Here is a 26,249-nt window from a genome sequence, read left to right as displayed (position 1 = left end):
AGCTGTTATTGAAAAATATTGAATTGGGTATCAACGAAGTCATCAGGATATAAAACCACTTGCTCACTGCTATACATCTCTTGCGCTTTTAAAAGCGCACTTTGTTTATCTTCTGCGACGATTTCCACGATATTACTTGATGTTTCGACAATCTCTATTTGGAATTTTTGCATCGCTTTCTCATCTTTTCTTGTCGTATTCACTTCCATTTCTCACAAATAACTTTAGTCATCAATGCCAACTAGATTAGCAAAAGCCCTCAAAAGAAGTGATCGTCTTTTGTTACGCAGGCTTGTGCCACAAAGCAAATCGATCAATGCTACTTATCTAATAAGGTAAGGAGATAAGCCAATGTACGAAGTTTATGAAGATGAAAGTATCCCGTTACAAATCCGTCGTTTGATGATTTTTGATGAAATCTGTAAATTAGCGAAGAAAGAACCTGATGAAATTATTCATTTATCAAGATTTACTCAGTTATCACTCGGAGTTATGTACCTAAAGGATTTTAAGAAATTTATAGCCTTTGGTGGTGTGTTTGAGTATGCACAAACACCCGAAGAAGTTATTGAGCAACGTATTCGCGTTTTTCCTAATGACGAGCCAGTAAAGTGTGCGCTGACTGTTAATCTAAAACAGTTCACTCGCCCAGCTAGTACACCTATACAATTAGTGTGGTATTGGAATAAATATGTAAAGAATAGAATGCATGCTTATGTTGACTATCGTGAAGAGGTTTTTTTTCGGATAAATGATGAAATTGATTCTGATTATCCACCGCATAAGTTTCATGACCGTCTAGTTGCGACAGCTCGTCTGCCACTATGGGATGATAGAGATGAGTTAATTGCAGATGTATACCGTGACAATCAAGGAGAACCTAAACCTGAACGTTATAATGAAAGGCGTCTGTTATAGTTCGAAATAATTACTATGTTATACGAGACTCATAATTAAGTTACTACTCATAGTCATAGCTGCTAATAAATTTAGCGGCTATAATATGATGATCTTGATACTGTGTTTATATGACGTATCAGCCTTCTTACATAAATCATCACTAGCCTTTGCGGCTCCGTCAACTGAAGTTAATGCACTGGTATTTTCGCAAGAAATCTATTGAGTGATGCATATCTCCAACAACGTTCTTCATAATTGATCGTCTTTTGTTAATGAGTATTGCGTACTGATGTTAATCGATCAATGATTGCATTCTATCCAATACTATCTAACAGGGGATAATAAATGCGTACTACATATGAAGATCAACGAATTCCACTACAAGTTCGTAGATTGATGATATTTAATAAAGTTTGCTATGCAGCGAAAAGAGACCCTGATGAAATAATTCACTTACCTTGTTATTCACAGATAGCATTTAGTATTGTTTATTCTAAGAAAGATAAAAAATACACAGCATTTGGAAGTGTGTTTAAGTATGCGCATACCCGTCAAGAAGTCATTGAACAAGGTTTAGATAAGCAGTTTCATGAAGATACTGTGATGTGTGCAATCACAACCGAAAGACAAGCTTTTACTAAAGCTTCTCGCACTCCGTTAGGGCTGTTAATGAGCTGGAATAAACAGGTAAAAAATCGAGCTTATACCTGTCTCGATGGCAATGTGAAACACTTTTTCAAAGTAAATGATGAGCTAGAGCTAGATTACCCTCCTCATAAGTTTTACGGTCGTTTGGTTGCTGCCAAAGGTTTACCATTATGGGATGATAAGTGTTCTTAGTATAACTTTCGATAGTGACCACGGCTTATAAATTCAATAATGCCTTTATCTCGTAATACTTGTAACTGTTGGCGAATTTTATCTTTTACATGGTTGTTTTCAGGGTGTTTGAGCTGCAACTCATTAGCAAAAGCATAGACCTGATTGAGAGAAAAACTGACATCGAGTCGGTCGATACATTGCCAGACATCGAGTGTCCAACCGCGTGAAGCCATAGATTGTTTGTGTAGAAATAAAGTCTTTTGGAACTGTTGGGTGACATTTTCACGCGGTATAACTTGCTGGTTTTTGACCAAGAATACTTTGCCCGATTCGGGTACTTGGCGTAAGTCGATATTACAACCAACCCAACCTGCTCGTTTTGCCGTCACTGATAAGGGTTTACGCTTAACAATAATATTGGGCGTAAAGAAATGCTTGGGAATAATCAGAAAATTATTGACGCTGTATTCCTTTGAGTAGGTCAAAAAGAAGAAGCTGGGGTTATCCTTACTATTGATACGCTCAATCATCGTCTTATAAGCGCCATCATTGACAACATTGCTTAACTTGGCTTTTTTACTTTTGAGCTCATATTGCTCATGACAGTTTTCGCAATAAAAATCAGCAACTGGCCTGTTGTTCGTAAATTCATTCAAAGGCTGCTCGTTACAGCTGGGACAGTACCCATTTTCTTTTACCCATCCCTCACTGAGCACACGAATAATCTGTGCTTTAGAAGTATAGTTTTTGACGAGGCTTTTATTGAAATGTAAATTCATAGGAGTTTGTCATCATTAATAGATAAGCTAAAAATACCAGTGAAAAAGCATACAAATTGGGTCACGTAAATAAGCACTAGTAGCAAGATAATCGATAAGCTAAGCAAATACCATTGAAAATCGCACAGTTCAGTGCTAAATTCTAGCAAACATCTGCCTCGCGAGTTGCCATGAGCAAGCCTACACCCAGTACACCACCTGAACGTCCCAATGAGACGCCATCGAATAAACAAGATGGCACAGTTGAGGAGCGTGTCGATACCACGTTACCGGACGATCAAACCGTGGTAGATGGGGTAAAGGACACATCTGCAACGCCAGCAACCAACGTCTCACTCATCAGTGGTGACAGTAAACCGCGCCAATACAAAGTCAATAACCCCTCGTTTTTTATGCAGCGTGGTTATCAAGTACTGCTGGTGTTGGGACTTATTGCTGCGTTTTTCTTAGTCATGGTCTATCAGACACTGTTCGGTCGTATCGAGCAGCCGCAGCAAATGGTCACCATCGACCAAGGTCAGACTTACTATGGTTTGCTGCCGCAGTGGCAAAACCAGATTCCGCTATTTTCGGCCAGCGTCGCCAAGCTGTATATTAAGTCACAAGTTGACGCCCCATTGCACGCCGGTATTTATCAGCTGCCTGAAAACCCAACCATTGCGGAAGCACTGCAAATATTAGAGCAGGGCGCAAAAGCGGCTATGGTAAAGGTACAAATCATCGAAGGCAAAACGTCAAAAGATTTGTACCAAACGCTACGGGATAATGACAATATCAAAAAAGAAGTACTGACCGCAGACAGTGATAATGCCAGTATTGCACAAGCACTGGATCTGACAAGCATACTGCCAGATGCCGTGACAAGTAGCAGCGACCCAATTGTTAATTACAATCTTGAAGGTTGGTTTGCTCCTGATACGTATTACTATGGTGAAGGTACCAGCGACAAAAAAGTCCTTACTGACCTATACAAACGCCAGCAGCAAGCCCTTACTGAGGCGTGGGAAAATCGCGCACCGGATCTACCTTATAAGAGTCCCTATGAGGCGCTAGTGATGGCCTCTATCATCGAAAAAGAAACCAGCGTACCTGAAGAACGCGAGCTGGTCTCTGCGGTGTTCAGAAATCGTCTGAACAAAAACATGCGTATGCAAACGGATCCGACCATTATCTACGGGATGGGCAGTCGCTATGATGGTAATATTCGCCGCCGCGACATCGATGAAAAGACCTCGTATAACACGTATCAAATTGACGGTTTACCACCAACCCCTATTGCACTGCCTTCTGCTGCTTCTATCGAAGCAACACTGCATCCTGCCGACAGCGAAGCGCTCTACTTTGTGGCGACAGGTAACGGCGGACACAAATTTACCAATAGTCTGGCTGAGCACAACCAAGCGGTAAAAGACTATCTAAGCGTCATGCGTGAGAAAAAATCTCAAACACCGCCGCAATAAATACCCTCTATTTTATAAAACTTATCGTTTATTGAGCGCTATAAATTAACTATAGCGCTCATCCATGACATAAGGTCATATCATGTCAGTATCTATGAGTATCAGCACACCACCACATACCAGCAAAGCATCATCGAACCTCATCAGCCCCGACGCTATACAGACTACTAGTACACCTAGTATAGGACGGTTCATCAGTTTTGAAGGAACGGAAGGCGTAGGTAAGACCACCGCCATTGAGCAACTGTGCGTGCGACTAGAGAACAGCGGCATTGAATATCTACGTACGCGCGAGCCAGGTGGTAGTCCGTTTGCTGAGCGCCTGCGTGATATGTTGCTAGACCCTGCCACTAAGATTGAGGATGATACAGAGCTGCTGCTGCTGTTCGCGGCGCGCTGTGATCATATTCAGCGAGTCATCATGCCTGCACTACAACAGGGCATATGGGTCATCTGTGATAGATTTACGGACTCTACTATTGCCTATCAAGGGTTCGGACGGGCGCATGGTGATAAGGTAATGCTAACCAAGATTGAGACGCTAATCGCTCAGTTCGTAACGCAATTGCCTGAGCTAACGTTGTGGCTTGATTTGCCAGTAGCAGAAGGCATGGCGCGCGCCAATAAGCGCAGTACAGCCGATCGCTTTGAGCAGCAGGCAATGACGTTTTTTACTTGGGTACATAATGGCTTTAGCCAACTTGCAAGCTCGCATCCTGAACGTATACAGCGTATCGATGCATTAGGCAGCGCAGATGAGGTGAGTGCTCGCATATGGCAAACCGTCACAGAAAGGTTCGCTATAGAATAATCAGGTCTGATTGATCGGTTCTATCTTGTTAGTAGCGCTGATGCTCCATCAGATGTGATAAAAACAAAAAGCCCCAGCATATAGCTGGGGCTTTTTATGAATCAACGTTTATTATTTAACGGACTATGGCATTAGCAGTGAAACAGCTACAGATGTCATTTATTACTATTTTTATCAGTTAGCTCACTTTGCTCTGCTGGTTTTTCAACAGTGACAGAAGTATCGGTGCCAGTACTAGTATCAGCTTTGGCAGTCGTATTAGTCGCATTGTCTTGACCAGAATCAGGAAGACGATTGGGATCAAGTGCGCCTTTCTTGTTTTTGGGCGCGTTGCCGTTACCATTACTGTGAGTAGAGCTCTTCGTCTTTGAAGTTGCTGTTGAGTTTGCGGACATCACACCTGTATGAGCATTATTAGTAGAGCTGGTAGAGGCTGTTTTTTGCTCCACATCTGTATCCTCAGTCGCTACTGGCGTAATAGTAGAGGACTTGTCCACGTTACTATCCTGAACTGTTGATGACTGAGTAGCCGTATTTTTCTCAGTGCTTTCGGTAGTCTCCATCGGAGTCTCTGGCACAACTTTTGGAGTACTATCACCGCTTAGTTCTTTCTCTTTGCGTTTTTCAGGCGCTTTTGAACTCGATTCAAAGTTAGCGTCAGCTGCCATGCGTGCTTGCTCTTGCTTAGCGGTCACATCGACAGGTTTTGGCTGTACTTCGTCATCCACGACCAGTGAGATAAGCTTACGATCACGAGGTACCGTACCGTCAAATTTATCAGTGATGACATGTAGCTTGCCTTCTTTGTCTATTGTATATAGCGGCACGAACTGTTTGTTATCCGCTTTATACTGCTCAAAGCTATAACTGTCAGTAATGTTGGTAATCTTGATTCGAGCTTTTTTGGACAGCATACTAGCAAGTTTGGTATACGTCACATCTTTGCCAAATAGCCACTGCGAGTGAAAATTTGATTGCTTGTCGTCACGCTCACTTCTAACTTTTTCATCACTGAATTTGAGACGGTATAGCTTACGCTCTCCGAATTCATGACGATAATGAATTTCGGACAACGTATTCATCTCTTTATCCATACTCATGGCAAACAAGCGACCAATACCGATAAGATCGAGATGATGATCGGCATGATCGGAGATAGGATTACCAAAGTACGTCCGCAGTCCACTCATACGGGCGCGTGCAATGTTGGTATAGTTGTTATGCGCGACGATAACGTCAAACCCTTGGTCTTTGAGCGATGTCGCAATCAACAGAGCGATGGGATTTGAGCCGACAATAAGAATACCATTGGTTTCAGGCTCACGTACGCCGAGCAAGTTACCGACTACTTTTGCGCCCAGTCCTTGAATCATGACCGTACCGATGATGACCATAAACACCAGTGGTACGAGCAGCTCGACACCCTGAATATCATACTCTTGCAAACGAATCGCAAACAGTGATGAGATAGCCGCAGCAACGATACCACGTGGTCCAATCCAGCTAATCATTAGCTTTTCGTTGGTCTTTAGGTTTGAGCCGATAGCTGATGCCCAGACCGATAGAGGACGTGCCACAAACATGACGATAGCAAGTAGTACTAGCCCTGCAAAACCCACGCTCAATAAGCTTGCCAACTCGACACGAGCCGCCAGAATAATGAATAGAACAGAGATAAGCAGAACGGTCAACGACTCGTTAAACTCCAAGATCGTTTCGCGAGGGAACTTGGGCCAGTTTGCTAATGCCACACCCAGTACGGTGACCGTCAATAGACCGGACTCATGCTCTAGGTGGTTAGAAATCGAAAACAATACCAGCACAAACGCGAGGGTAAACACATTGCGTAGAAACTCAGGAACCATATGTCGACGCATGAGGAACGCTAGTAACCAAGCACCCGCCATACCTAGTGCTGTTGCCAATACAACGATTTTGGCAAATAGCAAAATACTACTGGCTTCGCCGCCTGAGATAATATATTCATAGACCAATACCACGGCAATCGCACCAATTGGGTCAATGATGATACCTTCCCATTTGAGAATATTAGATATCGTTTTGTTGGGGCGGACACTACGCAGAAGTGGCATAATGACTGTCGGACCAGTCACACAGACTAGGGCCCCGAACAGCAAGGCAATCAATGGGTCAACATCGAATAGTAAGTAAGTCGATAGCGCTACGATGGCGATGGTGATAAGCACACCCACCGATACCAGCATTTGCACGACAGTACCGTGCTGCTTGATCTCATCGAACTCTAGCGTCAGCGAACCTTCAAATAAGATAATCGCGACGCCCAGAGAGATAAAGGGGAACATCAGCTCACCCAATACCAAATCAGGGTCAAATATCCCTAATACGGGACCGACGATAATACCAATCAATAATAAAAATAAAATGGACGGTTGCTTTAAGTACCAAGCCAACCATTGGGCGGCGATGCCGATCCCAACCACGCCGGATAGCAATAGGGCGGTATCCATAAATTAATCCTTTTATAATCTTGTCATATTTTATATCTATCCATAGCTACTATAAAATAGTGCCATCGTTCATTCTAATAATCGGTTGTCACCAGCATTTATCTTGTCTGGGTCACAACATTGATAGCAATCATGAATCACAACATGAGCCAGATATGATATATATACTATAAAGTAGTAAAGACAAAAGCATCTGTAGACAAATAATATTGTCCTAAAAATGCAAAAGATGGAAAACAAGGGTGATGACGGTCAGCCTGATAAAACTGCTCATCGATAATATTTTTTAAAGTAACTTTTGTTTATTAAGTAATATATTTTGCTTGCTATCATAGCATGGTTTTATTTCATGCCCATGTAGATAGCGCCGTTCACAATATCATCATAGCGCCATAAAATTGTACAAAGTAAGTATGAAATAGCGATACCTTGGGTTATTCTGCACTATAGAGGCGATGACAATACAGCGTTTTACTCATCATACAGTAGCGACGGTGGTCTTGCACGCTGCGAATACGACAATAATATGAGGTCAACTCGGCGCTATATACGGCTGGAGATCGGACGTATTTGCCACGTTCTGTAGTCCTATAATGTATAGAGCAGTAATGAGAGAGTAAGCAGATATAATGATGGATATAGTAGCTTGGTTGTAAGATAGTTATAAGCAACATGGATAAGATACTATTGAAAACAACCATCAACAGTAATCATCAAAAATAACCGTCGTACAATGATCAACGATAACGATCGATAACAATAATAATGACCACTCATATGGAGGACAATATGCCTATCAATATGTTTAGAGCACGAACCACTGTCGATATGCGACTTTGGTTACAGCGTAGCGCACTAGCATTTGCTGTGAGTACCGCTATGGTGGCTGGTATCAGCGTCACAACCATGAATAATGCCCATGCTGCCGTGACGACGGCTGATTTTTCTGATCTGGTTCAACAAGTCACCCCAGCGGTAGCGCGTGTCAACGTCACCAAAACCATCAGTGAAGCTGAGCTTGCCAAAGTCCAAACGGCTGAAGTGTTAAGACAGTTCTTTGGTGATCGTGTGCGTATTCCTGATCGTGCCGCCACGCCAGCGATTGAGAATGCTTACGGTACAGGGTTTTTTATCACATCTAACGGCTATATGCTGACCAACCATCATGTCATCGAAGGCGCTGACAAGATTACGGTCACACTTAATGATAGAACAGAGCTGGATGCGACCTTGGTCGGTAGTGACGAGCGCTCAGATGTGGCTGTGTTAAAAGTAGAAGGCAGTCAGTTTCCTGCGCTGCCGATTGGCGATTCAAACAGCCTAAAAGTAGGGGAGCCGGTACTGGCCATTGGTTCACCATTTGGCTTTGATTATTCTGCTTCTGCTGGTATCGTCAGTGCCAAGTCGCGTAGCTTCTCACGTGAGACCAGTGTGCCATTTATCCAGACAGACGTAGCACTGAACCCTGGTAACTCGGGTGGACCGCTGTTCAATCAGCGCGGCGAAGTCATTGGTATTAATTCACGTATTTTCAGTGGTACTGGTGGCTATATGGGACTGTCGTTCTCTATCCCAATTGATGCGGCGATGGATATCTATGAGCAATTAAAAACCAATGGTGAAGTAGCCCGTGCATATTTGGGTATCTATCCGCAAGACATCGATCGTAATCTAGCCGAAGCGTATAAGCTGGATCGACCTCAAGGTGCCCTGCTAACTCGTGTGTCTCCAGATTCACCAGCACAAAAATCAGGTCTAAAACCTGGTGACATCATCTTGCAATATAATAATGTACAAATCATGCGAGCTTCTGACTTATTGAATTTACTCAATCGAGCAAAGCCAAGCGATCCATTCCGCGCCCAGATTCAGCGTAATGGTAAGCAAATGATTGTGAGCGGTAAGCTTGCCTATGCACCCGATGACGTAAGAGCTCAGGGTGGCGATCAGCAGAGTGATGATATACAGCTGGGCTTGCGCTTGCGTGATTTGACTGAGGATGAGCAAGCAGAAATCGCTAAGGATAGAAAAACGGGCATTTTAGTGACGACTGTTGACCCTACTGGGCTTGCGGCACGTTCGGGAATTTTGGCCGGTGATGTCATCACCAATTTTCACCAAAAGCCGATCAAAAAGGTAACGGATTTCTCTAATGCTATCTCATCTCTTCCTAAAAAAGGCGTGGTAACGATAGAAGTCATCCGTCAAGGCATTCCTGCTATTATTGGCTTGCGTATTGAGTAGATACTACTGAAGGTGAGTTTTCGGGAAATCAAGATAAGAGGTGTGGCTATATTGCCCGACTATTGACGTGTTGACGATTCGTTAAGATTATCTCAGTGGGTATTCGTTACGCTAAACTGACTATTAAGTGATAAGCTTATCTATTGATGCGCTTTTGCGCTGATAGTTACGGTTTTTAGTAATAAAAAAGACTCTTTTTTAGTCTGTAATTTGTGTTTCAATCATCAATTGATTGATAGCGGTCAAAAAAAAATATGCTACACTAGCAGGCGTTTTTATTATTATATTTGATGACTGAGCAAGTATTTATAATCATTAGCATAGTTGATATCAATACTGGTCTAAATACACAGTCACTTTTAATGTAAGCATTATTATAATAAACAAACATTCGGCATCAACATCAAGCAAGACATGGTCATTAGCGTTTATCGACGCATATAAATATTTGGCCACTTGCAAACGACCTATCATGTGACAGCTTTGATAAAAGCTAGGATAATACAGTAAGGCACGGTTATGAGCACAGCATACGACGAGATTAAAACCCGACTACAAGGCTCAATGGTAGCTTTGGTAACGCCCATGCATCCTGACGGCACGGTCGATTATAAACGTCTGGCAGACCTCATAGACTGGCAGATTGAGCAAGGCACTCATTGCCTCGTCGCTGTCGGCACTACTGGCGAGTCGGCAACCCTATCTATGCAAGAGCATAGTGATGTTATTCGCTATTTTGTCCAGCATGTCAAAGGTCGCGTGCCCGTTATCGCGGGTACTGGTGCCAACAACACCATGGAAGCCATTAAACTGACTCAAGATGCAGCAGATGCTGGTGCAGACTGTGCGTTATTGGTTGCCCCTTATTACAATAAGCCGCCACAAGAAGGCTTATATCAACATTACCAAGCCATTGCTAAAGCCGTAAACATACCGCAAATGCTGTATAACGTACCTGGACGCACGGTAGTTGATATTGCGCAAGACACGGTCGAGCGTTTGTGTGATATCGATAACATCGTTGCTATTAAAGATGCGACAGGCTCTGTCGGTCGCGGCGAGCAACTGATAAAGGTAGTTGGCGATAGAATGGTTGTCCTATCAGGTGATGATGGCACGGCGCTTGATTTACTGAGAGTGGGCGGTAAAGGCAATATCTCAGTGACTGCTAACGTAGCACCAAAAGCCATGAGCGAGACATTTACAGCAGGATTGCGCGGTGACTTTGAAACCGCTGACAAAATTCACGACGTGGTCAAGCATTTACATCGTGATTTGTTTATCGAATCAAGCCCTATCCCAGCAAAATACGCGCTACACAAAATGGGCATTATCGATAAAGGTATACGCTTACCGCTCGTTTGGTTGGCAGAGCAGCATCATGCGACTATCGATGAAGCATTGGTTCGAGCAAACATACGATAAATTGATAACCAGTACATTGATATTCGGCGATCTAAGACTTGCTGCACATTAGATGAGTGTTATTCGATCTAGCAGCAAGTTACCTTATCACGGTAAGACAATTGCCCACATGCGCAACAACTGCTAACTCAGAGAGACAATACGATGACAGTAACATCAAAGACAGTATCATCAACGAAAAAACTATTTCCTGCGATGCTGACCTTAGTTTTGGGTAGCACGCTAGTATTGAGTGGCTGTCAGGCAACCAAGAACCTACTTGGTAAGCGTGACAATGGTAGCTTAGATTATCAACAAAGCGAAAAGCTTGCGCCAATTGAGCTTCCTGCTGCCCAAGAAACAGCCCCTTTTGTGCCTTTGTATCCGACACCTAACGTTGGCGCAAATACGCTCAAACTACAGAACGAATCAGGCAATCAGTATCAGCTGCCAAAACCTCAGCGTGCTGTTAGTAACGCTTCGAACTAATTTCATTTTCCTTATTTATACCGCTGGCTTTTATCGTTATTGATTACAGTGACATCGATATCACCAGATAAAAGCAAGCGGTCGCTGCGCGTTTTTACCACATAAGCTTGAACGAACAGGAACCCCATAATGCAAAAGCAACAACTGCTGTATAAAGGTAAAGCCAAATCTGTCTATGAAACAGAAGACAATGATCTTCTGATTTTGCACTTCCGTGATGATACTTCAGCGCTTGATGGTAAGCGTATCGAACAATTGGCACGCAAAGGTGTAGTCAATAACCGCTTTAATGCTTTTATCATGCAAAAATTGTCTGATGCTGGCATCGAAACGCATTTCGAAAAGCAACTATCTGATGATGAAGTATTAGTCAAGCGCTTGGATATGATTCCTGTTGAGTGCGTGGTGCGTAACTTTGCCGCAGGTAGCCTAGTGCGCCGTTTAGGCTTAGAAGAAGGGCAGGCATTGACGCCGCCAACGTATGAGCTGTTTTATAAAGATGATGCGCTAGGCGATCCGATGGTGAATGAGTCACTTTCTGTGTCTCTTGGTTGGGCTACCAAAGAGCAATTGGCTAAAATGGAAGAGCTAACCTATCAAGTCAACGATGTATTAAAAGCATTGTTTGATGCGGGTGATTTAATCCTAGTTGATTTTAAACTAGAGTTTGGCGTATTCCATGATTGTATCGTTTTAGGTGATGAGTTCTCACCAGATGGCTGCCGTATCTGGGACAAGAACACTAAGAAAAAGCTCGATAAAGACCGTTTCCGTCAGTCATTGGGTGATGTGATCGAAGCTTATGAAGAAGTGGCTGACCGTATTGGTGTACCATTAAACTAAGCTATCAATAGTCACAATATAAAATAAAAAACTGAGCCATGTGCTCAGTTTTTTTATGGCATTATATTTATAATGGTACCCTAGTGAGGACTTGAATCTTCGGCTGTAGTCCAAGTGATTGCTATGAGTATAGGCTTTTATATTGAATCAATGTACATCTGAGTGTACTTAATAAGCCTGTCTTAATTTTTTTTGACTAGGTTATTACGTTGTCATTAATAGTCAGGACAACTCACCGTTAACTATTCGACATATGTTTCAGTGCTGGCAATCCAATAAAGGCTCACGTCTTCTTCTTTTAGAGATGCCATTTCAGTTGTACGGCCTTCATCATCTACAAACTCAATTAAGTACACAGGGGGATTTTGATCAAAAATATGTACTACAGTACCCAAATGACCTGCTCTGATATCGTCTTGAATATCTTTTGATACCTTAATAACATCGTTTATATTCGACATACTGCTAAGCCTTATATTTAATAACGTCTGTTATGGGAACGTGTTCGGTGCGCTATACAGGAACCTAACTGCTAGTGTTAGATATAAACTTAATGACTACGAAATCGTTGGAGTAGTTCATTATAATTAAGAGGTGCGATTAAAATCTTTCAAGTTGGTTTCTACGAGATCAATGATAGGGGTCACTTATTAGTTGACCTAAATTAGTATCAAATGTATAGAAGGGCTTTCTTCATTGAGAATAGATTTATCGTTTACGCATTTAATAGCATAAAAAAAATTATTAATAATCAACTCATCATTATAAGGAAAGTTTTTAATCGTTAGACTCAATATTTCATTTTCTCCTATAGTGACCTCTGACATGCCGTATTCTGGATAACGTATATCACCCAAACAATCAATCAGAGCATTGAAATTTGCTCCATAAAAATCTGGAAAGCCAAAAGCTTGCTTCAATTCTTTATGCATTTTATCAACTGTATCAACATCTTTAAAATCTATAACCATTTCCATATATTATCACCATTTTTTAAGTATACCCCATCGGAACCAACCAAACAGACCTCTAAAACAATAAATAGACCACTTAAAACAGACCGCCATAATAGAACCACTTATAACAGACTGCAATTACTACCCATTTATCAACCAGTATCACTCTTTAGGCATAGGTTTGTAGTTTAGCCCGTATAAAAAATCAAACATAGTGCCAACACTGTCTTCGATACCTTATCTTACTTTTATGCTAATTTGTTAGTACTTACTCATAACAATTAGACCATAAAAATAAGAAAAGGTTTTGCTAATGTCTACTGCCTCATCAACTGTTTTAGAGCCTGATTGGTTCACTCGTCCGACCTGTGTGGTTGCTGCTGACCTAGTTGGTAAAGTCTTATGTCGAGAGCTAACTGATAGTGATGGACAGCAAAAAACGCTACGTATGCGTATCTCTGAAACTGAAGCCTATATTGGTCAAGATGATCCCGCCTGCCATTCACATGCAGGCACTCGAACAGCGCGCACAGAGATTATGTATGAGCAAGGCGGTGTGTTCTATGTCTATTTGACTTACGGCGTGCACCATATGCTCAATCTGGTCAGTGGTGCAGCCGAATCCCCTGAGTCGGTACTGATTCGCGCTGGGTTTTTGACCGATGATAGTGACCGTCTGATTGAAGAGCAACAACTGAGTCCAAACAAGCAGCTGACTCATCCTAAGCAATTCGCAGGTCCAGGTAAACTGACCAAGCGCTTGCAGATCGACCGCGATTTATATGGCAAACCAATCACGCCAGACTCAAGCGTTTGGGTCGAAGATGATAGTTGCCAGCCACCCGTGTCAGTGCGTCCACGTATTGGTATTGATTATGCAGGTGATGCCAAAGACTGGCTACTACGCTATATTTGGACCGATCATCCGTCTCTGTCCAAAAACTAGTCGACTGACTGCCTGTTGACGACATCTATGAGGTAAACCTATGTATAAGTTAACCGTATTCATTCCTGATGCAGCGTTAGACCAAGTAAAATCTGCAATGTTTGCTGCTGGTGCTGGGAGTATTGGTAACTACGAGCAGTGCTGTTGGCAAGTACGAGGAACCGGTCAGTTTATGCCATTATCAGGTAGTACGCCGCATATCGGTTGTCACGATAGTTTAGAAACGGTCGATGAGTGGCGAGTGGAGATGGTGGTAGACGACGCATTTATAACGGCTACTATCGCCGCGTTAAAAGAGACGCACCCGTATGAGACACCTGCTTACGATGTGATAAAGGTGTTAGATTTTTAGTGTTATGTAGAGAAATATCAGCTTATTGAGCGTAAGACTTGTCATAAAAAAACCAAATAAACCACTCAATGACTTATTTGGTTATAAAATTTTTGATGTTCCAACTAGGTATTAATAGTGAATGCCAGTATTTAACAACTGATCAATCTTTTTTAAGCTTAATCACATTGTAGCTCGGATAACCCAGCTCGATTTTATAATCGTCGCGATCACGTTCAGCCTTCACTTTAATTTTACGATCGCCCTTTTTATATTTAACGTCTTTGACACGGTAGCCCATACTGCTGACTTTACTAGCCGCTCGGCGCTCGACAGTGGCTGAGGAGATGTTTTTGTCAGCTTTTTTGTTCTTGTGCTTTTTGTGATCTTTACTGTCCTTATAGACATCTCCGTAGATGTCATCGTAGATATTGTAGCCATTAGGGGTAGTCACACAGCCAGTTGTTACTGCTAGTAGTGCGGCGACAATACCACCAGATACTACATTTTTTAGTGCCAAAGGTAATATGGTTCTCATAAAAATTTTCTCATAACAGGACATTGTTTAATATAGATTGCTTTGCAATGCTTCAAGATATCTAGCCAACACTCAGGTCAGTAAGATTGACGATTTACACTTGCTTTGATGGACAGACATATAGAGCTGCGCTAATAAAAGCGACTCAGCACAATCAATCTTTTTTGACTCTAATAACCTCTAGATTTGGGTAGCTCAGCAATATCTCATATTTCTGTGAACCGCGTCTTGCTTCAACTTCAAAGACACCGCGCTTGTTCTTTTCTTCAAGATCTATATCTTTGACACGGTAGCCCATTGCTCTGACTTTGTTGATAGCACGGCGCTTGATAGCGGGGTAACGTGACTCTCTCTTGATACTGTCTTCGACATCCCCTTTTTTATAGCGCTTATTCCCTTTGTATTTGTCATCATCCTTGTACTTGTCTTTTTTATATCGGTCATTGTCTCGTTGGTACTTGTTATCTCTCCCGTTATTTGACCACGCTATCTTATTTGAGTTGATGAGTCTCAGAGTAGGATAAGTATATTTGACCTCATAAGCTTGATTGTTCTTTTTGACGAAAGCCGTAATTGCACGCTCGCCGCGGTAACTGTCAGGTTTAATAGCCATCACTTGGTAGCCTTTGCGGCGCAGGTCTTGACGTAATTGCTGGCTGACACGATTAAAACTATCATTTTGACGATTGTTATCGACACGATGTACACGTTGGTTATCATAGCCTGGACCAACTACTGTACAACCGACAGTTGTACCTAATAGCGTAAGGGCAAGGCCAGTAGATACAGCGGTCTTAAATGAGAACGGCTTTATAGTTTTCATAGTTCGATATCCTATAAGGTTTCAGAGGGCTATAAGGTAAAGTGCTGGTACTGATTAAAAAAATAGGCTGCTGGGTAAGGTAATCTTTGTTTAAAAGTTCACAGTTGTTATCATCGGAAAGTACGTTTAGAAATGTTTTCTTACATTATCTATAGTAAGATGCAAAACTTTATATTAAGTGTCATTTGCGTTAGTAAGTTGTAATCGTTGCTATAATCCAATCGATGTAAGCATATGCTTACATACAATGACGTTTACGCGACTTAACATGAGAGTGAGATTTAGGCATTATAGTCACACGGCATTAGGGAATGTGACTCAAGGATTGAGTTGACCGCATTAAGGATAATGATTCAGCTATCACCATCAGGATGATAATGATAGTTGAAGTAAGGACACATACCCTTTGCTGATAGCAGCAATTAACAGTGAGCTGTAATGTAGTAATAAGGGCAGGATGCCCAGTATCGCAATATACTAACTATTTGTGCAAGGATGCATAGAAATTAGTCCGCGATAGGTAACATGGATGGTTAACAATAAAACCGCATAACAATTAATTGCTATGCGGTTTTATCGTGTCTGGATGACGCTCATTGTTATTACTATTTAATTATCGAAACGCATATACTATCTAAAATATTGATGGTTTATAACGAGTCTTTATTTAATAACTAGCTTTTATTTGACGGTTAATATTTATTTAATTATTGATATTTATCTGACGTAAAAAACCGCATATATTAATATGCGGTTTTTTATTCTTATTAAGAAATCACTATTTTTCTAAATAAAGCCAATTAGTATTTGTTTTCGCGACGCCAGTCATCTACTTCACGCTCTGCATCTTCTTTAGCATGACCATAGCGCTCTTGGACACGACCGACTAGTTTGTCTCGGCTACCTTCGACATGGGTGAGATCATCATCAGTCAACTCTGCCCACTTTTGCTTAGCCGAACCTTTCATTTGGTTCCATTCGCCTTTTAGAGTATGTTCGTTCATTGTATTATTCCTTTTGTTTAGCTTATTGTCTTCGGTTAGTTTTAACGTTTCTTTTCTAATACTTCTTCTTTGTTATTGGATGATATTTATTATTATATTATTTTTATTTTAAAATCTTTATTTTGTTTATTGTTATTCTAGCTATTATTATTTTATTTATGATTCACAAGTATAGTTGGTTATTTTCAAATATCTTGTGAAATCAAATATAGGACTTTTCAATTCGACTGTCTGTATGTGCTATGTTTATAGTGTTACTTAATTATAGTGAACGTTCGCTAAGTGTTATCGACACTGACGCTGTGATAGTGCAGCGTAAATTGCGTCTATTGTGCGTAATAGCATTAAACTGGATATGGAAATCTGAGCGCAATCAAATAGCGTGTCTGCAATGTAGAGGGAACGTGTAGGCAAAATGCGTAGCGAAAAAAAGCAGAGCTCTAAATTTAGAGTCTCTGCTTTTTACTTCTTCATACTCAATAGAGGTCAGTGAAGAGCGCTAGGTCATTAGCGGTTAGCCAGGTAACGCTTATAACGCGTGGTCAGTTTCTTTATGCGAATACGGTCACTAACCAGTGAAAATAATGGCGACACATTAGACTTAGGCGGCTTGCCATTGCCCATGCGCTGTAGCTGACGTTTGACTACTGCCATGGTCGCAAGCGCACTCAAGGTTTTGTCTTTCCAGCGTACCATAGGATCGTGAGCACTCAGTGCGGCATCTTTTTTCCAATCATTGGGAAGGGTTGGATTCAGCGCCAACGCTGTGCCCATGCCGACGATATCGATGCCTTGAGCCAGTACCTCTTCTGCAACAGCCAACCGTCTAACGCCGCCTGTCGTCATGATAGGCATGGTAGCGGCTTGAGCAATCTCTTTTGCAAAATCCAAAAAGTAAGCCTCTCTCTGTAGAGTGCGTCCATCTGCTGTATTGCCTTGCATGGCTGGGCTTTCGTAACTACCACCAGAGAGCTCGACCAAATCTACTGCCAGCTCATTCATGGCTAGTACAACCACTTTAGCATCATCGGCATCAAAACCACCTCGCTGAAAGTCAGCTGAGTTTATTTTTACAGCCACTATAAAAGTGGCAGAAACCTGCTCACGAATGGCTTTGATCACTTCGAGTAGCAGTCGCATACGGTTTTCAATCGAACCGCCGTATTCATCTTTTCGCTGATTGGTGAGCGGGGATAAAAACTGAGAGATAAGATAGCCGTGCGCGGCATGAATTTGTACCCCATCAAAACCTGCCTGCTCTGCTTTGACAGCGCTATCAGCGAACCGCTGTACCAGCTGCTCTATATCCTGTAGTGTCATGGCGCGAGGTTTACTAAATAAATGAGAGTGCTTGCCCAAATCAAGCGCCACATCAGAAGGGGAGAGGACATCACCACCCATCGCAGCGTATACCTGACGACCAGGGTGGTTGAGCTGCATCACAACGCGGGTGTTGTTTTGTTTGGCGGCACGTGCCCACGCCTCAAAAGGCGCGATGCCACTATGCTTATCTAGTACGACACCGCCAGGACCAGTCATGGCGCGACCATCGACCATGACATTCCCTGTAATGAGTAAGCCTGTACCGCCTGCTGCCCAGCGCTTGTATAGGCGAAGGAGGACAGCGCCTGGAATCTGACCTGCATCAGCCATGTTTTCTTCCATGGCAGCTTTTGCTAAGCGATTGGGTAAGGTGATGCCACAAGGCAATACGAACGATGAAAAAACAGGTGATGTCATGATAGTGGCCTAAGATTATGTTTTTGTGAAGCACGAGTTCTACTATGCGTTTGGCTATAGACTTATAGTTTAAATGACTATAACCTTATAGTCGAAACATGATTAGTAATTGTAGTGAGTTTATGGGTGGTAATTCTAAAAATGGCTGATCAAAAGGCAGCTCACCCAAAAAACCGTTATCTCTATCTATCATCACATTTTTTTAGCACAATAGCACCTCAGGTAAATTACTGACCTGTTGACCATACTATTGACTAAGTTATTGAACGAATTCTTAATCAAGTTATTAACCAAATCAGGATACCCCTGTATTGAATGTATTAGTACAAGATATGACAGTACCTATAGAGTCAAAACGCGAGCAAGCAAAGGCTAAGACGCGGCGCGCATTGCTCAAAAGTGCTTTGCGGTTGTACAGCTTGCAAGGCGCTCAAGGTATGAGCATGAATAAAATTGCTAAGGGTGCTGGTATAGCACAGCCCAGTTTTTATAATCATTTTGAGAGTTTAGATGCGCTGCAAAACGAGCTAAGTGCTCAGTTAAAGGACAACTATCTATCTCCTATGCGACTAGCATGGGTCAATATGCTCAAAGACTACGACGTATTGAGTAAGGAGCAGTTTAACGAGCAGTGTCAGCAATGTCTGACCATGATTTTTGATTCAGCGTTTCAGAATATAGAGCTGTTTCAGCACTTGCTCGAAGACCGTCCGCGATTTAGCGCCACTATAGAAAACCAGTCTTCACTAAGTAATGGTCTAGGAAACCTGGTCAGTGAAATACAAGAAGAGTGGACAGAGATATTTATTCAAGGATTACAGCTATCCAATCGTTCTGCTGAGAGGAGTGCTGTCAATCTTTGTGTCGATATGGCTGCTGCACAAGTACACGAGTTGATATTAGGCTATCATCAGCAGCGCTATTCAAGGGCGCAGGCGATTAACACATTGAGCATTAGCTTTGATGCGCTGTTCGCTAATTTTTTGCACGGAAGCAACCATAGCAAGTCATGATGCATATCGTGATAGCTAGGATTTACAACACATAAAAGGGAGCACGACTATGGCCACAACAGCGGCTACACCAACAGACAATGAACAAATACACTTTAGAACCTGTACCTTATGCGAGGCCATGTGTGGCGTCGAAATAAAGCATGATGGCGAAAAAGTCTTATCGATTAAAGGGGATAAAAATGATCCTTTCTCCCAAGGCTACATTTGTCCAAAAGCCACTGCTTTGCAGGATTTGTACGAAGACCCTGATCGTCTGCGAGGGCCTGTTGAGAGAACGGCGGATGGTTGGAAGTCCATCAGTTGGACAGAGGCGTTAGACAAAGTCGCTGAAGGTATTCAGTCCGTTCAGCAAAAATACGGTCAAAATGCGTTTGGGGTCTATTTAGGTAACCCGAATGTCCATAATATGGGCGGTATGTTGACCATAAAACAGCTATTGACCAGCCTAAAGACACGCAGTCGTTTTTCTGCGACATCTATTGATCAGTTACCACATCATATTGTTAGTATGCACCTGTTCGGTCATATGCTGCGTATTCCGGTCCCGGATGTGAACCATACCCAGTATATGCTCATCATCGGCGGTAACCCGCTGGCATCTAATGGCAGTATCATGACTGCGCCCAACATGCGCCAAAAACTAAAAGACATCAAAGCCCGTGACGGTAAAGTGGTGGTGATCGATCCAAGACGTACCGAAACCGCAAATATCGCCAGCGAGCATCACTTTGTTCGCCCAGCGACAGACGTATTGCTGTTACTTGCCATGCTCAATGAAATCTATGCACAAGGCTATGCCAAAGTAGATAGCCGAGTGGCAGGCTTGGCACCAGAGATTGATCGCATTGAATCATTTGCAGAAGGGTTCACACCTGAGTCGGTAGCAGGCATCACGGGTATCACAGCTGATGAAATCAAACGTATTGTCAAGGAGTTCTGTGAGGCCGAAAGCTCGGTCTGTTATGGTCGTATGGGTATCTCAGTGCAAGAGTTTGGGCTGCTGAGCCAGTATCTCTCTATGGTCATTAACATCGTCACAGGACGCTTGGATGAAGTGGGTGGACTCATGTTCCCGAACCCTGCTGTTGATGTGGTCAATAGCTCGGGTCCTGGCTATTTGGGCAAACGCCACAGTCGCGTGAGTAACCTACCTGATTTTAATGGTGAGTATCCCGTGGTTGCGATGGCTGATGAGATGTTGGTCGCAGGAGAAGGGCAGTTAAAAGGCTTTATGACTGTCGCGGGTAACCCCGTCCTCACGACACCAAACGGCGAAAAACTAGACGAGGCGCTATCAGGGCTGGAGTTTATGGTGTCGCTTGATTATTTTGTGACTGAGACCAGTCGCCATGCCAATATTATTCTGCCGCCTGTATCGCCATTAGAGCGTGATCATTATGACATCACGTTTAATGGTTTTGCGGTACATAATGTTGCCAAATACTCGCCTGCCTTGTTTAGCAAAACAGACAATGAAAAGCATGACTGGGAGATTTATTTGGGGCTTGCTGATCGTTTGGATAAAGATGCCCCTGAAGCAGTACAAAAAGAGCGCGCGGCGACTAAAGCGTTTGGACCAAAGTTCTTACTTGAGCAGGGTCTTAAATATGGACCTTATAAAGACGTGACATTGGATGCGCTGATAGATAATCCACATGGCATCGATTTGGGACCATTGCATCGTATGTTGCCAGAGGCTATCAAGCATGCAGATAAACAAATCAATCTCAATGTTGATTTTTATCAAGCAGATTTGGCACGGGTCAAAGAGATGATGCAGCAGTACGACAATCAGGAAATTTTACTCATTGGGCGTCGCCATGTACGTAGCAACAACTCATGGCTGCATAACAGTTATCGATTGGTCAAAGGCAAATCTCGTTGTACACTAATGCTGCATCCACAGACGGCAGAGCAGTACGGTATTGAAGATGGTCAAGACGTAAAAGTAACGTCTCGAGTCGGTAGCGTAGTCATCGCAGCAGAAGTAACCGATGAGCTGATGCCAGGTGTGGTGAGTATTCCGCATGGCTTTGGTCATGGACGTAAAGGCGTCAAACAGAAAATTGCACAAGAGCATGCTGGTGTCAGTGTCAATGACTTAACAGACGATACCCTAATCGATCAGCTGAGTGGTAATGCCGCTGTCAATGGTGTGCCGGTCCAACTAGAAGCGCTGGATGCTAATACAGACCAGATATCTACTGAGGCATCAGAGACGTTAGCAGATAGTGCAATCGCATAAACTCAATTTTTTAAAGTAAAAAGCAGGCGCTTACACGATGTAAGCGCCTGCTTTTTTATAGGTATAGCGCTAATATATTATTTCAATATCGGGTTAATTACTTGTACCTACAAAATCAAAATCAACATTGGGCGTTTCGCCTTGGATTAACAAGCTAATCGCTTTTGCAGAACCGCAAGCATGTGTCCACCCTAGTGTGCCATGCCCTGTGTTGAGCCATAAATTATCAAAAGTCGCTGACGTATTGTGACTGCCATGTTTGACTTGACCACAGTGCGCACGACCAATCAATGGCACGTTCGATGGGGTCATCGGTCGTAGTCCTGTCCAATACTGAACAGAATTTGCGATGATGCCTTTGGGGAACAATTGCTGCACGCGGCGGGTAATGGCCTCACAGCGCGTGGTATTTAGGTCGAGATTGTAGCCGTTAAATTCTGCTGTACCCGCCACTCGCAATTTATCGCCCAGCCGTGAGGTGACCAGCTTAAACTCATCATCTATTAGGCTAACAAAAGGTGCTAAATGCGGTGCTCGCGGATTGACTTTATAGGTGGCCGAATAGCCCTTTGCAGGAAAGATGGGCACATGAATACCCAGTGGTTTTAAGAGAGGGACGCTATAACTGCCAAGCGCAACCACATGACTATCAGCCGTGAAAGTCTGCGCGTTTTCGCCTTTTGGGCGAATAGTAATACTGTGCACATGGAGCCTAGTAGAGTGAGCGTCAGTATTGAGGGCTAATATCTCGGTATCATATAAAAACGTGACACCCGCATCAATACAGCGCTGTGCTAAGCGCTGCGTAAACAGGTGCGCGTTGCCAGACTCGTCGCGGCTGGTATAGGTAGCCCCTGTGAGATTGTGTGCAATAGGGTAGAGTGCTGGCTCTAAGCTGACGGCGTTATTGATATCAACCACATGACGCTCACAGCCTAGCGCTTGCATGCGCTCAGTAGGTTCGATAGCGGCATCGAACTCCGCTTGGCTGGTATAAAAATGCATGATACCGCGTGTTTGCTGCTCATAATTGATATCGATGTCTGCACGTAGCTGTTGTAAGGTATCGCGAGAATACAGACCTAAGCGCACCATCTGTACCAGATTGGCATCGGCACGATCAGCGCGGCACTCTTGCAAAAACTGCATGGCCCATTTGAGCTGATCCTTATCTGCACGTAGACGAAACAGCAGCGGCGCATCTTCTTTAAACAACCACTTGAGCGCTTTCATTGGCGTCGCAGGATTGGCCCATGGCGTGGCATGTGAGACCGATATTTGACCGCCATTGGCAAAGGATGTCTGCATGCCTGCTGCGGACTCACGCTCAATCACGGTCACATCATAGCCTGCCTGACGTAGATACCATGCGGTGGTCACGCCCACCACGCCTGCTCCGAGTACCGCGATATGTGTCATAGGATTCTCTGTGCTCATGTTAATCATGATGGCAGTTCTGTATCAAACCACTATCACCTTTGCCAAGTAGCTATATTGCTTGAGTTACTTTGGGCGTGCAACATCTACTTGTAGTGCTGCTGGCAAGTCCAGTATGCTAAGCGTGCTTTCTGCCAATTGTTCAGGACGCGCCACCACCAGTGCGATAAAACCATCATCGGTTTGCATGGTGTTGACCACTTGGATTTTGTCTAACTTGTCGCCAGCTGCTGGCACATCACCAGTACCTTGCACATAATGCAAAAATGCTTTGGGCGCAGATTTGAAATAAATACGGGCGATAACTTCTTGACCCAAATAGCAGCCTTTATCATAGTCCATACCGCCGCGCTGATGTAGACGCAGCTCTTGCGGCTGAAACTCACCCTGAGTCGCCGCCACGATCCAATAGTTGCCTGTGGCTATGCTGCATGTCATCCAAGCTTCAGTATCAGCGGCTGTATTATGGTCGTCTTTGTGACTAAAGGTTGGCGTATCTGCCAGCACGCAAGGATAAATCGCAGTCGGTGCACTGGTCTCAAACTTTGAAAACGCGCCGTACTTGTTCAGATGCGCTTGCAAAGATGCCGCACAATCGCTGCTTATGACCACATCATAATGCTTTTCTGCTTGTTTCTTAATCCAAATGCCAAATTCAATACGACCTTTTAGGTTGCCGATAGCGGCTGCCTGATAGCTGAGCCCAAGTTTGGTCACATCACAAGTCAATTGACCTTGCAAGAATTTTTCGGCGTCCTCGCCTTGAATGGTCAGCTGCGAAAACTGCGGTAATACTGAGGTATCTGAAGACTGAGTCATTGTTATTATCCTTCTGCTAAGCGCTTATTTATTAGGGGCATGTCCCTAATTCAAATGTTTATAAATAAATGGGCTAAAAGACGACATCGAAGTGATAAGAAATTATACGCGCACTTTTTATATAGATGCCGTTGTTACTGACCATGTTGCTAACTAAAAGTGCGCGTATAAATCGTTATAAGGTTAAGAAGAGTACCACAAAAATACAGTCACAAAAACGTCATCGCTAAGGGGTGCATTAAAGTGAGGGGTTAAGTGCTAAATTGGGTACAGTGTCCAATTTTCAACCGTACAAATTGGTTAAAGATGGTGAGTTACGGTACAATGTTGACTCTATATTGAACCCAATATTTGATGACTACCGAGGATATAATGAGCTTACCAAATTGCCCGAAATGTGATGCTGAATATACGTACGAAGATGGTGCGTTACTGGTATGTCCTATGTGTGCTCATGAGTGGACAGCGGCTGAGACTGATGCAGCACAAGCAGAAGAACAAGATGCATTGATTCGTGATGCAGTTGGCAACGAGTTGCAGGATGGTGATGCTGTTACGGTCATCAAAGACCTTAAGGTTAAAGGCTCGTCACTGGTCATCAAAGTCGGGACAAAAGCAAAAAGTATTCGCTTGTTGCCAGACGCAACCGATGGTCATGATATCGATTGCAAGCTCGACGGCTATGGTCCAATGAAGCTAAAATCTTCTGTCGTCAAAAAAGCGTAAATTGTAAAAACGTCTTGAAAGATTGGATAATAAACAAATATAAAACTAACGTTAATCAAAAAATACAGACCCTATAAAATACAACATCTACAAATAGAGACTAGCTATGAGTACTAAAAACGAACAGCTCTTTGCCCAAGCGCGCAAACATATACCAGGTGGCGTCAATTCACCCGTACGTGCCTTTGCCGGAGTTGGTGGTACGCCGATATTTATGCACCGTGCCAACGGTAGCAAGATTTATGACACCGAAGACAATGCCTACATCGATTATGTGGGTTCTTGGGGTCCGATGATTTTGGGTCATGCGCATCCAAAAGTTATTGATGCGGTAAAAAAAGCGGCTGATGATGGTTTGAGCTTTGGTACGCCAACGCCGTTTGAAACGACGGTCGCCGACAAGATTTGCGACATCGTACCAAGCGTTGAGATGGTTCGTATGACCAGCTCGGGTACCGAAGCGACCATGAGCGCGATCCGTCTGGCACGTGGCTATACCCAGCGTGACAAAATCGTTAAGTTTGAAGGCTGCTATCATGGTCATTCAGACAGTCTACTTGTGAAAGCAGGCTCAGGCATGCTTGATATCGGTGAACCAACGTCTAAAGGCGTGCCAGCGGATTTTGCGAAGCACACCATCACGATTCCTTATAACGATCCGCAAGCGATTAAGGATTGCTTTGAAAAATGGGGCGAGGAGATTGCCTGCGTTATCCTAGAGCCTATCGCTGGCAACATGAATATGATCATTCCAGAGCAGAATTTTCACGATACGCTGCGTGCCCAGTGTACTGAGCATGGTGCAGTATTGATTTTTGATGAAGTCATGACAGGGTTTCGTGTGGGTCTTGGCGGTGCGCAGGCACATTTTGGTATCACGCCTGATTTGACGTGTTTTGGCAAAATCATCGGTGCCGGTCTACCTGTTGGCGCGTTCGGTGGTAAAGAAGACATCATGTCTTGCATCGCGCCACTGGGTGGTGTCTATCAAGCTGGTACATTATCAGGCAACCCACTGGCCATGCGCGCTGGTATCGCGATGTTTGAAGACTTGACGGAAGCAGGCTTCTACGATGACTTAGCTGCCAAAGTCGATCATTTGGTCGATGGTTTTCAAGCAGCAGCGGACAAACACGGCGTCAATCTGCGTACCAATAAATTAGGCGGTATGTTTGGTATGTTCTTTGTCAAAGATGCTGACACTCAGACGCCGATGAACTTCGATGATGTGACAGAGTGTGACATGACGGTATTTAATACTTTCTTTCATGGCATGCTAGATCGCGGTATCTATCTTGCACCCTCTGCTTATGAAGCGGGCTTTATGTCAATCAAACACAGCAATGAAGATATTGATGCATCGATAGCTGCTGCTGATGAGATATTTGCAGAGATGGCGAAAGCTTAGTCTATCTTTAGCGTAGTTT

At 43.3% G+C, this 26,249-nt stretch carries 25 protein-coding genes; 14 read left to right on the top strand and 11 right to left on the bottom strand.

Translation table 11 applies throughout. The features are described from left to right. Positions 1–5 precede the first annotated feature (5 nt). A complete protein-coding gene (locus AC5JP1_RS09300; RefSeq protein ID WP_493843918.1) occupies positions 6–173 on the bottom strand; it encodes a DpnD/PcfM family protein in 168 nt (55 codons plus the stop codon). 178 nt (positions 174–351) lie between these two features. On the opposite strand from AC5JP1_RS09300, the gene AC5JP1_RS09295 reads away from it, so the two are divergent. Together AC5JP1_RS09295 and AC5JP1_RS09290 are read left to right on the top strand one after the other, a co-directional pair. Further along, positions 352–918, top strand: coding sequence for a hypothetical protein (locus AC5JP1_RS09295; protein WP_319052217.1), 567 nt, complete (start codon positions 352–354; stop codon positions 916–918). 327 nt (positions 919–1,245) lie between these two features. Beyond that, positions 1,246–1,740 carry a hypothetical protein gene (locus AC5JP1_RS09290; protein ID WP_319052216.1) on the top strand — a complete coding sequence of 165 codons (495 nt, stop codon included), beginning with the start codon at positions 1,246–1,248 and terminating at the stop codon, positions 1,738–1,740. Here AC5JP1_RS09290 and AC5JP1_RS09285 read toward each other — a convergent pair. After that, a complete protein-coding gene (locus AC5JP1_RS09285) occupies positions 1,737–2,501 on the bottom strand; it encodes a DpnI domain-containing protein (protein WP_493843917.1) in 765 nt (254 codons plus the stop codon). The genes AC5JP1_RS09290 and AC5JP1_RS09285 overlap by 4 nt on opposite strands. A gap of 170 nt (positions 2,502–2,671) precedes the next feature. Between AC5JP1_RS09285 and mltG the strand changes: the two genes are divergently transcribed. Both mltG and tmk read left to right on the top strand, forming a co-directional pair. After that, entirely contained in the window at positions 2,672–3,961 is a 1,290-nt protein-coding gene (mltG, locus tag AC5JP1_RS09280) for an endolytic transglycosylase MltG (RefSeq protein WP_493843916.1), read from the top strand. 94 nt (positions 3,962–4,055) lie between these two features. Beyond that, positions 4,056–4,772, top strand: coding sequence for a dTMP kinase (gene tmk, locus AC5JP1_RS09275; RefSeq protein WP_493844464.1), 717 nt, complete (start codon positions 4,056–4,058; stop codon positions 4,770–4,772). A 155-nt stretch (positions 4,773–4,927) separates the two neighbouring features. On the opposite strand, the gene AC5JP1_RS09270 is transcribed toward tmk, so the two are convergent. Then, entirely contained in the window at positions 4,928–7,261 is a 2,334-nt protein-coding gene (locus tag AC5JP1_RS09270) for a cation:proton antiporter (RefSeq protein WP_493843915.1), read from the bottom strand. Between the two features lie 879 nt (positions 7,262–8,140). Here AC5JP1_RS09270 and AC5JP1_RS09265 point away from each other — a divergent pair. The 4 genes from AC5JP1_RS09265 (at position 8,141) to purC (ending at position 12,241) form a co-directional block, all read left to right on the top strand. Beyond that, positions 8,141–9,505 carry a Do family serine endopeptidase gene (locus AC5JP1_RS09265; protein ID WP_493844463.1) on the top strand — a complete coding sequence of 455 codons (1,365 nt, stop codon included), beginning with the start codon at positions 8,141–8,143 and terminating at the stop codon, positions 9,503–9,505. 519 nt (positions 9,506–10,024) lie between these two features. Next, positions 10,025–10,930, top strand: coding sequence for a 4-hydroxy-tetrahydrodipicolinate synthase (gene dapA / locus AC5JP1_RS09260; protein WP_493843914.1), 906 nt, complete (start codon positions 10,025–10,027; stop codon positions 10,928–10,930). 144 nt (positions 10,931–11,074) lie between these two features. After that, a complete protein-coding gene (locus AC5JP1_RS09255) occupies positions 11,075–11,398 on the top strand; it encodes a hypothetical protein (RefSeq protein WP_493843913.1) in 324 nt (107 codons plus the stop codon). 129 nt (positions 11,399–11,527) lie between these two features. Beyond that, positions 11,528–12,241 carry a phosphoribosylaminoimidazolesuccinocarboxamide synthase gene (gene purC, locus AC5JP1_RS09250; RefSeq protein WP_493843912.1) on the top strand — a complete coding sequence of 238 codons (714 nt, stop codon included), beginning with the start codon at positions 11,528–11,530 and terminating at the stop codon, positions 12,239–12,241. A 242-nt stretch (positions 12,242–12,483) separates the two neighbouring features. On the opposite strand, the gene AC5JP1_RS09245 is transcribed toward purC, so the two are convergent. Both AC5JP1_RS09245 and AC5JP1_RS09240 read right to left on the bottom strand, forming a co-directional pair. Next, complete coding sequence (locus tag AC5JP1_RS09245) at positions 12,484–12,702, bottom strand: DUF4926 domain-containing protein (RefSeq protein ID WP_493843911.1); 219 nt, start codon at positions 12,700–12,702, stop codon at positions 12,484–12,486. A gap of 198 nt (positions 12,703–12,900) precedes the next feature. Further along, positions 12,901–13,218, bottom strand: coding sequence for a barstar family protein (locus AC5JP1_RS09240; RefSeq protein ID WP_238036222.1), 318 nt, complete (start codon positions 13,216–13,218; stop codon positions 12,901–12,903). A 292-nt stretch (positions 13,219–13,510) separates the two neighbouring features. Between AC5JP1_RS09240 and AC5JP1_RS09235 the strand changes: the two genes are divergently transcribed. Then, positions 13,511–14,143 carry a DNA-3-methyladenine glycosylase gene (locus AC5JP1_RS09235; RefSeq protein WP_493843910.1) on the top strand — a complete coding sequence of 211 codons (633 nt, stop codon included), beginning with the start codon at positions 13,511–13,513 and terminating at the stop codon, positions 14,141–14,143. 40 nt (positions 14,144–14,183) lie between these two features. Then, positions 14,184–14,495 carry an NGG1p interacting factor NIF3 gene (locus tag AC5JP1_RS09230; protein ID WP_493843909.1) on the top strand — a complete coding sequence of 104 codons (312 nt, stop codon included), beginning with the start codon at positions 14,184–14,186 and terminating at the stop codon, positions 14,493–14,495. A gap of 142 nt (positions 14,496–14,637) precedes the next feature. Here AC5JP1_RS09230 and AC5JP1_RS09225 read toward each other — a convergent pair whose 3' ends face one another. From AC5JP1_RS09225 to AC5JP1_RS09210, 4 genes are all read right to left on the bottom strand, one after another. Continuing rightward, a complete protein-coding gene (locus AC5JP1_RS09225; protein WP_493843908.1) occupies positions 14,638–15,012 on the bottom strand; it encodes a hypothetical protein in 375 nt (124 codons plus the stop codon). 154 nt (positions 15,013–15,166) lie between these two features. Next, positions 15,167–15,835 carry a hypothetical protein gene (locus AC5JP1_RS09220; protein WP_493843907.1) on the bottom strand — a complete coding sequence of 223 codons (669 nt, stop codon included), beginning with the start codon at positions 15,833–15,835 and terminating at the stop codon, positions 15,167–15,169. An 800-nt stretch (positions 15,836–16,635) separates the two neighbouring features. Then, complete coding sequence (locus tag AC5JP1_RS09215) at positions 16,636–16,839, bottom strand: CsbD family protein (protein WP_319052385.1); 204 nt, start codon at positions 16,837–16,839, stop codon at positions 16,636–16,638. A gap of 507 nt (positions 16,840–17,346) precedes the next feature. Beyond that, positions 17,347–18,579, bottom strand: coding sequence for an NADH:flavin oxidoreductase/NADH oxidase family protein (locus tag AC5JP1_RS09210; protein WP_493843906.1), 1,233 nt, complete (start codon positions 18,577–18,579; stop codon positions 17,347–17,349). A gap of 332 nt (positions 18,580–18,911) precedes the next feature. Here AC5JP1_RS09210 and AC5JP1_RS09205 point away from each other — a divergent pair, with 332 nt between their 5' ends. Both AC5JP1_RS09205 and AC5JP1_RS09200 read left to right on the top strand, forming a co-directional pair. Beyond that, positions 18,912–19,592, top strand: coding sequence for a TetR/AcrR family transcriptional regulator (locus AC5JP1_RS09205; protein WP_493843905.1), 681 nt, complete (start codon positions 18,912–18,914; stop codon positions 19,590–19,592). Positions 19,593–19,641: 49 nt separating this feature from the next. After that, positions 19,642–21,840, top strand: coding sequence for a molybdopterin oxidoreductase family protein (locus tag AC5JP1_RS09200; RefSeq protein ID WP_493843904.1), 2,199 nt, complete (start codon positions 19,642–19,644; stop codon positions 21,838–21,840). A gap of 93 nt (positions 21,841–21,933) precedes the next feature. Here AC5JP1_RS09200 and AC5JP1_RS09195 read toward each other — a convergent pair whose 3' ends face one another. After that, a complete protein-coding gene (locus AC5JP1_RS09195; protein ID WP_493843903.1) occupies positions 21,934–23,259 on the bottom strand; it encodes a D-amino acid dehydrogenase in 1,326 nt (441 codons plus the stop codon). Between the two features lie 84 nt (positions 23,260–23,343). Further along, complete coding sequence (ygfZ, locus tag AC5JP1_RS09190) at positions 23,344–24,096, bottom strand: CAF17-like 4Fe-4S cluster assembly/insertion protein YgfZ (RefSeq protein ID WP_493843902.1); 753 nt, start codon at positions 24,094–24,096, stop codon at positions 23,344–23,346. 372 nt (positions 24,097–24,468) lie between these two features. On the opposite strand from ygfZ, the gene AC5JP1_RS09185 reads away from it, so the two are divergent. Both AC5JP1_RS09185 and hemL read left to right on the top strand, forming a co-directional pair. Further along, positions 24,469–24,822 carry a zinc ribbon domain-containing protein YjdM gene (locus AC5JP1_RS09185; protein ID WP_493843901.1) on the top strand — a complete coding sequence of 118 codons (354 nt, stop codon included), beginning with the start codon at positions 24,469–24,471 and terminating at the stop codon, positions 24,820–24,822. A gap of 106 nt (positions 24,823–24,928) precedes the next feature. After that, positions 24,929–26,230 (top strand): glutamate-1-semialdehyde 2,1-aminomutase, encoded by a 1,302-nt coding sequence (gene hemL / locus AC5JP1_RS09180; protein WP_493843900.1) that lies wholly within the window; start codon positions 24,929–24,931, stop codon positions 26,228–26,230. Positions 26,231–26,249 lie beyond the last annotated feature (19 nt).

The sequence above is a fragment of the Psychrobacter sp. H29 genome (genome assembly GCF_059073055.1).
The sequence above is the reverse complement of the archived record's forward strand: the minus strand, read 5'-3'. Positions and strand labels throughout refer to the sequence as shown.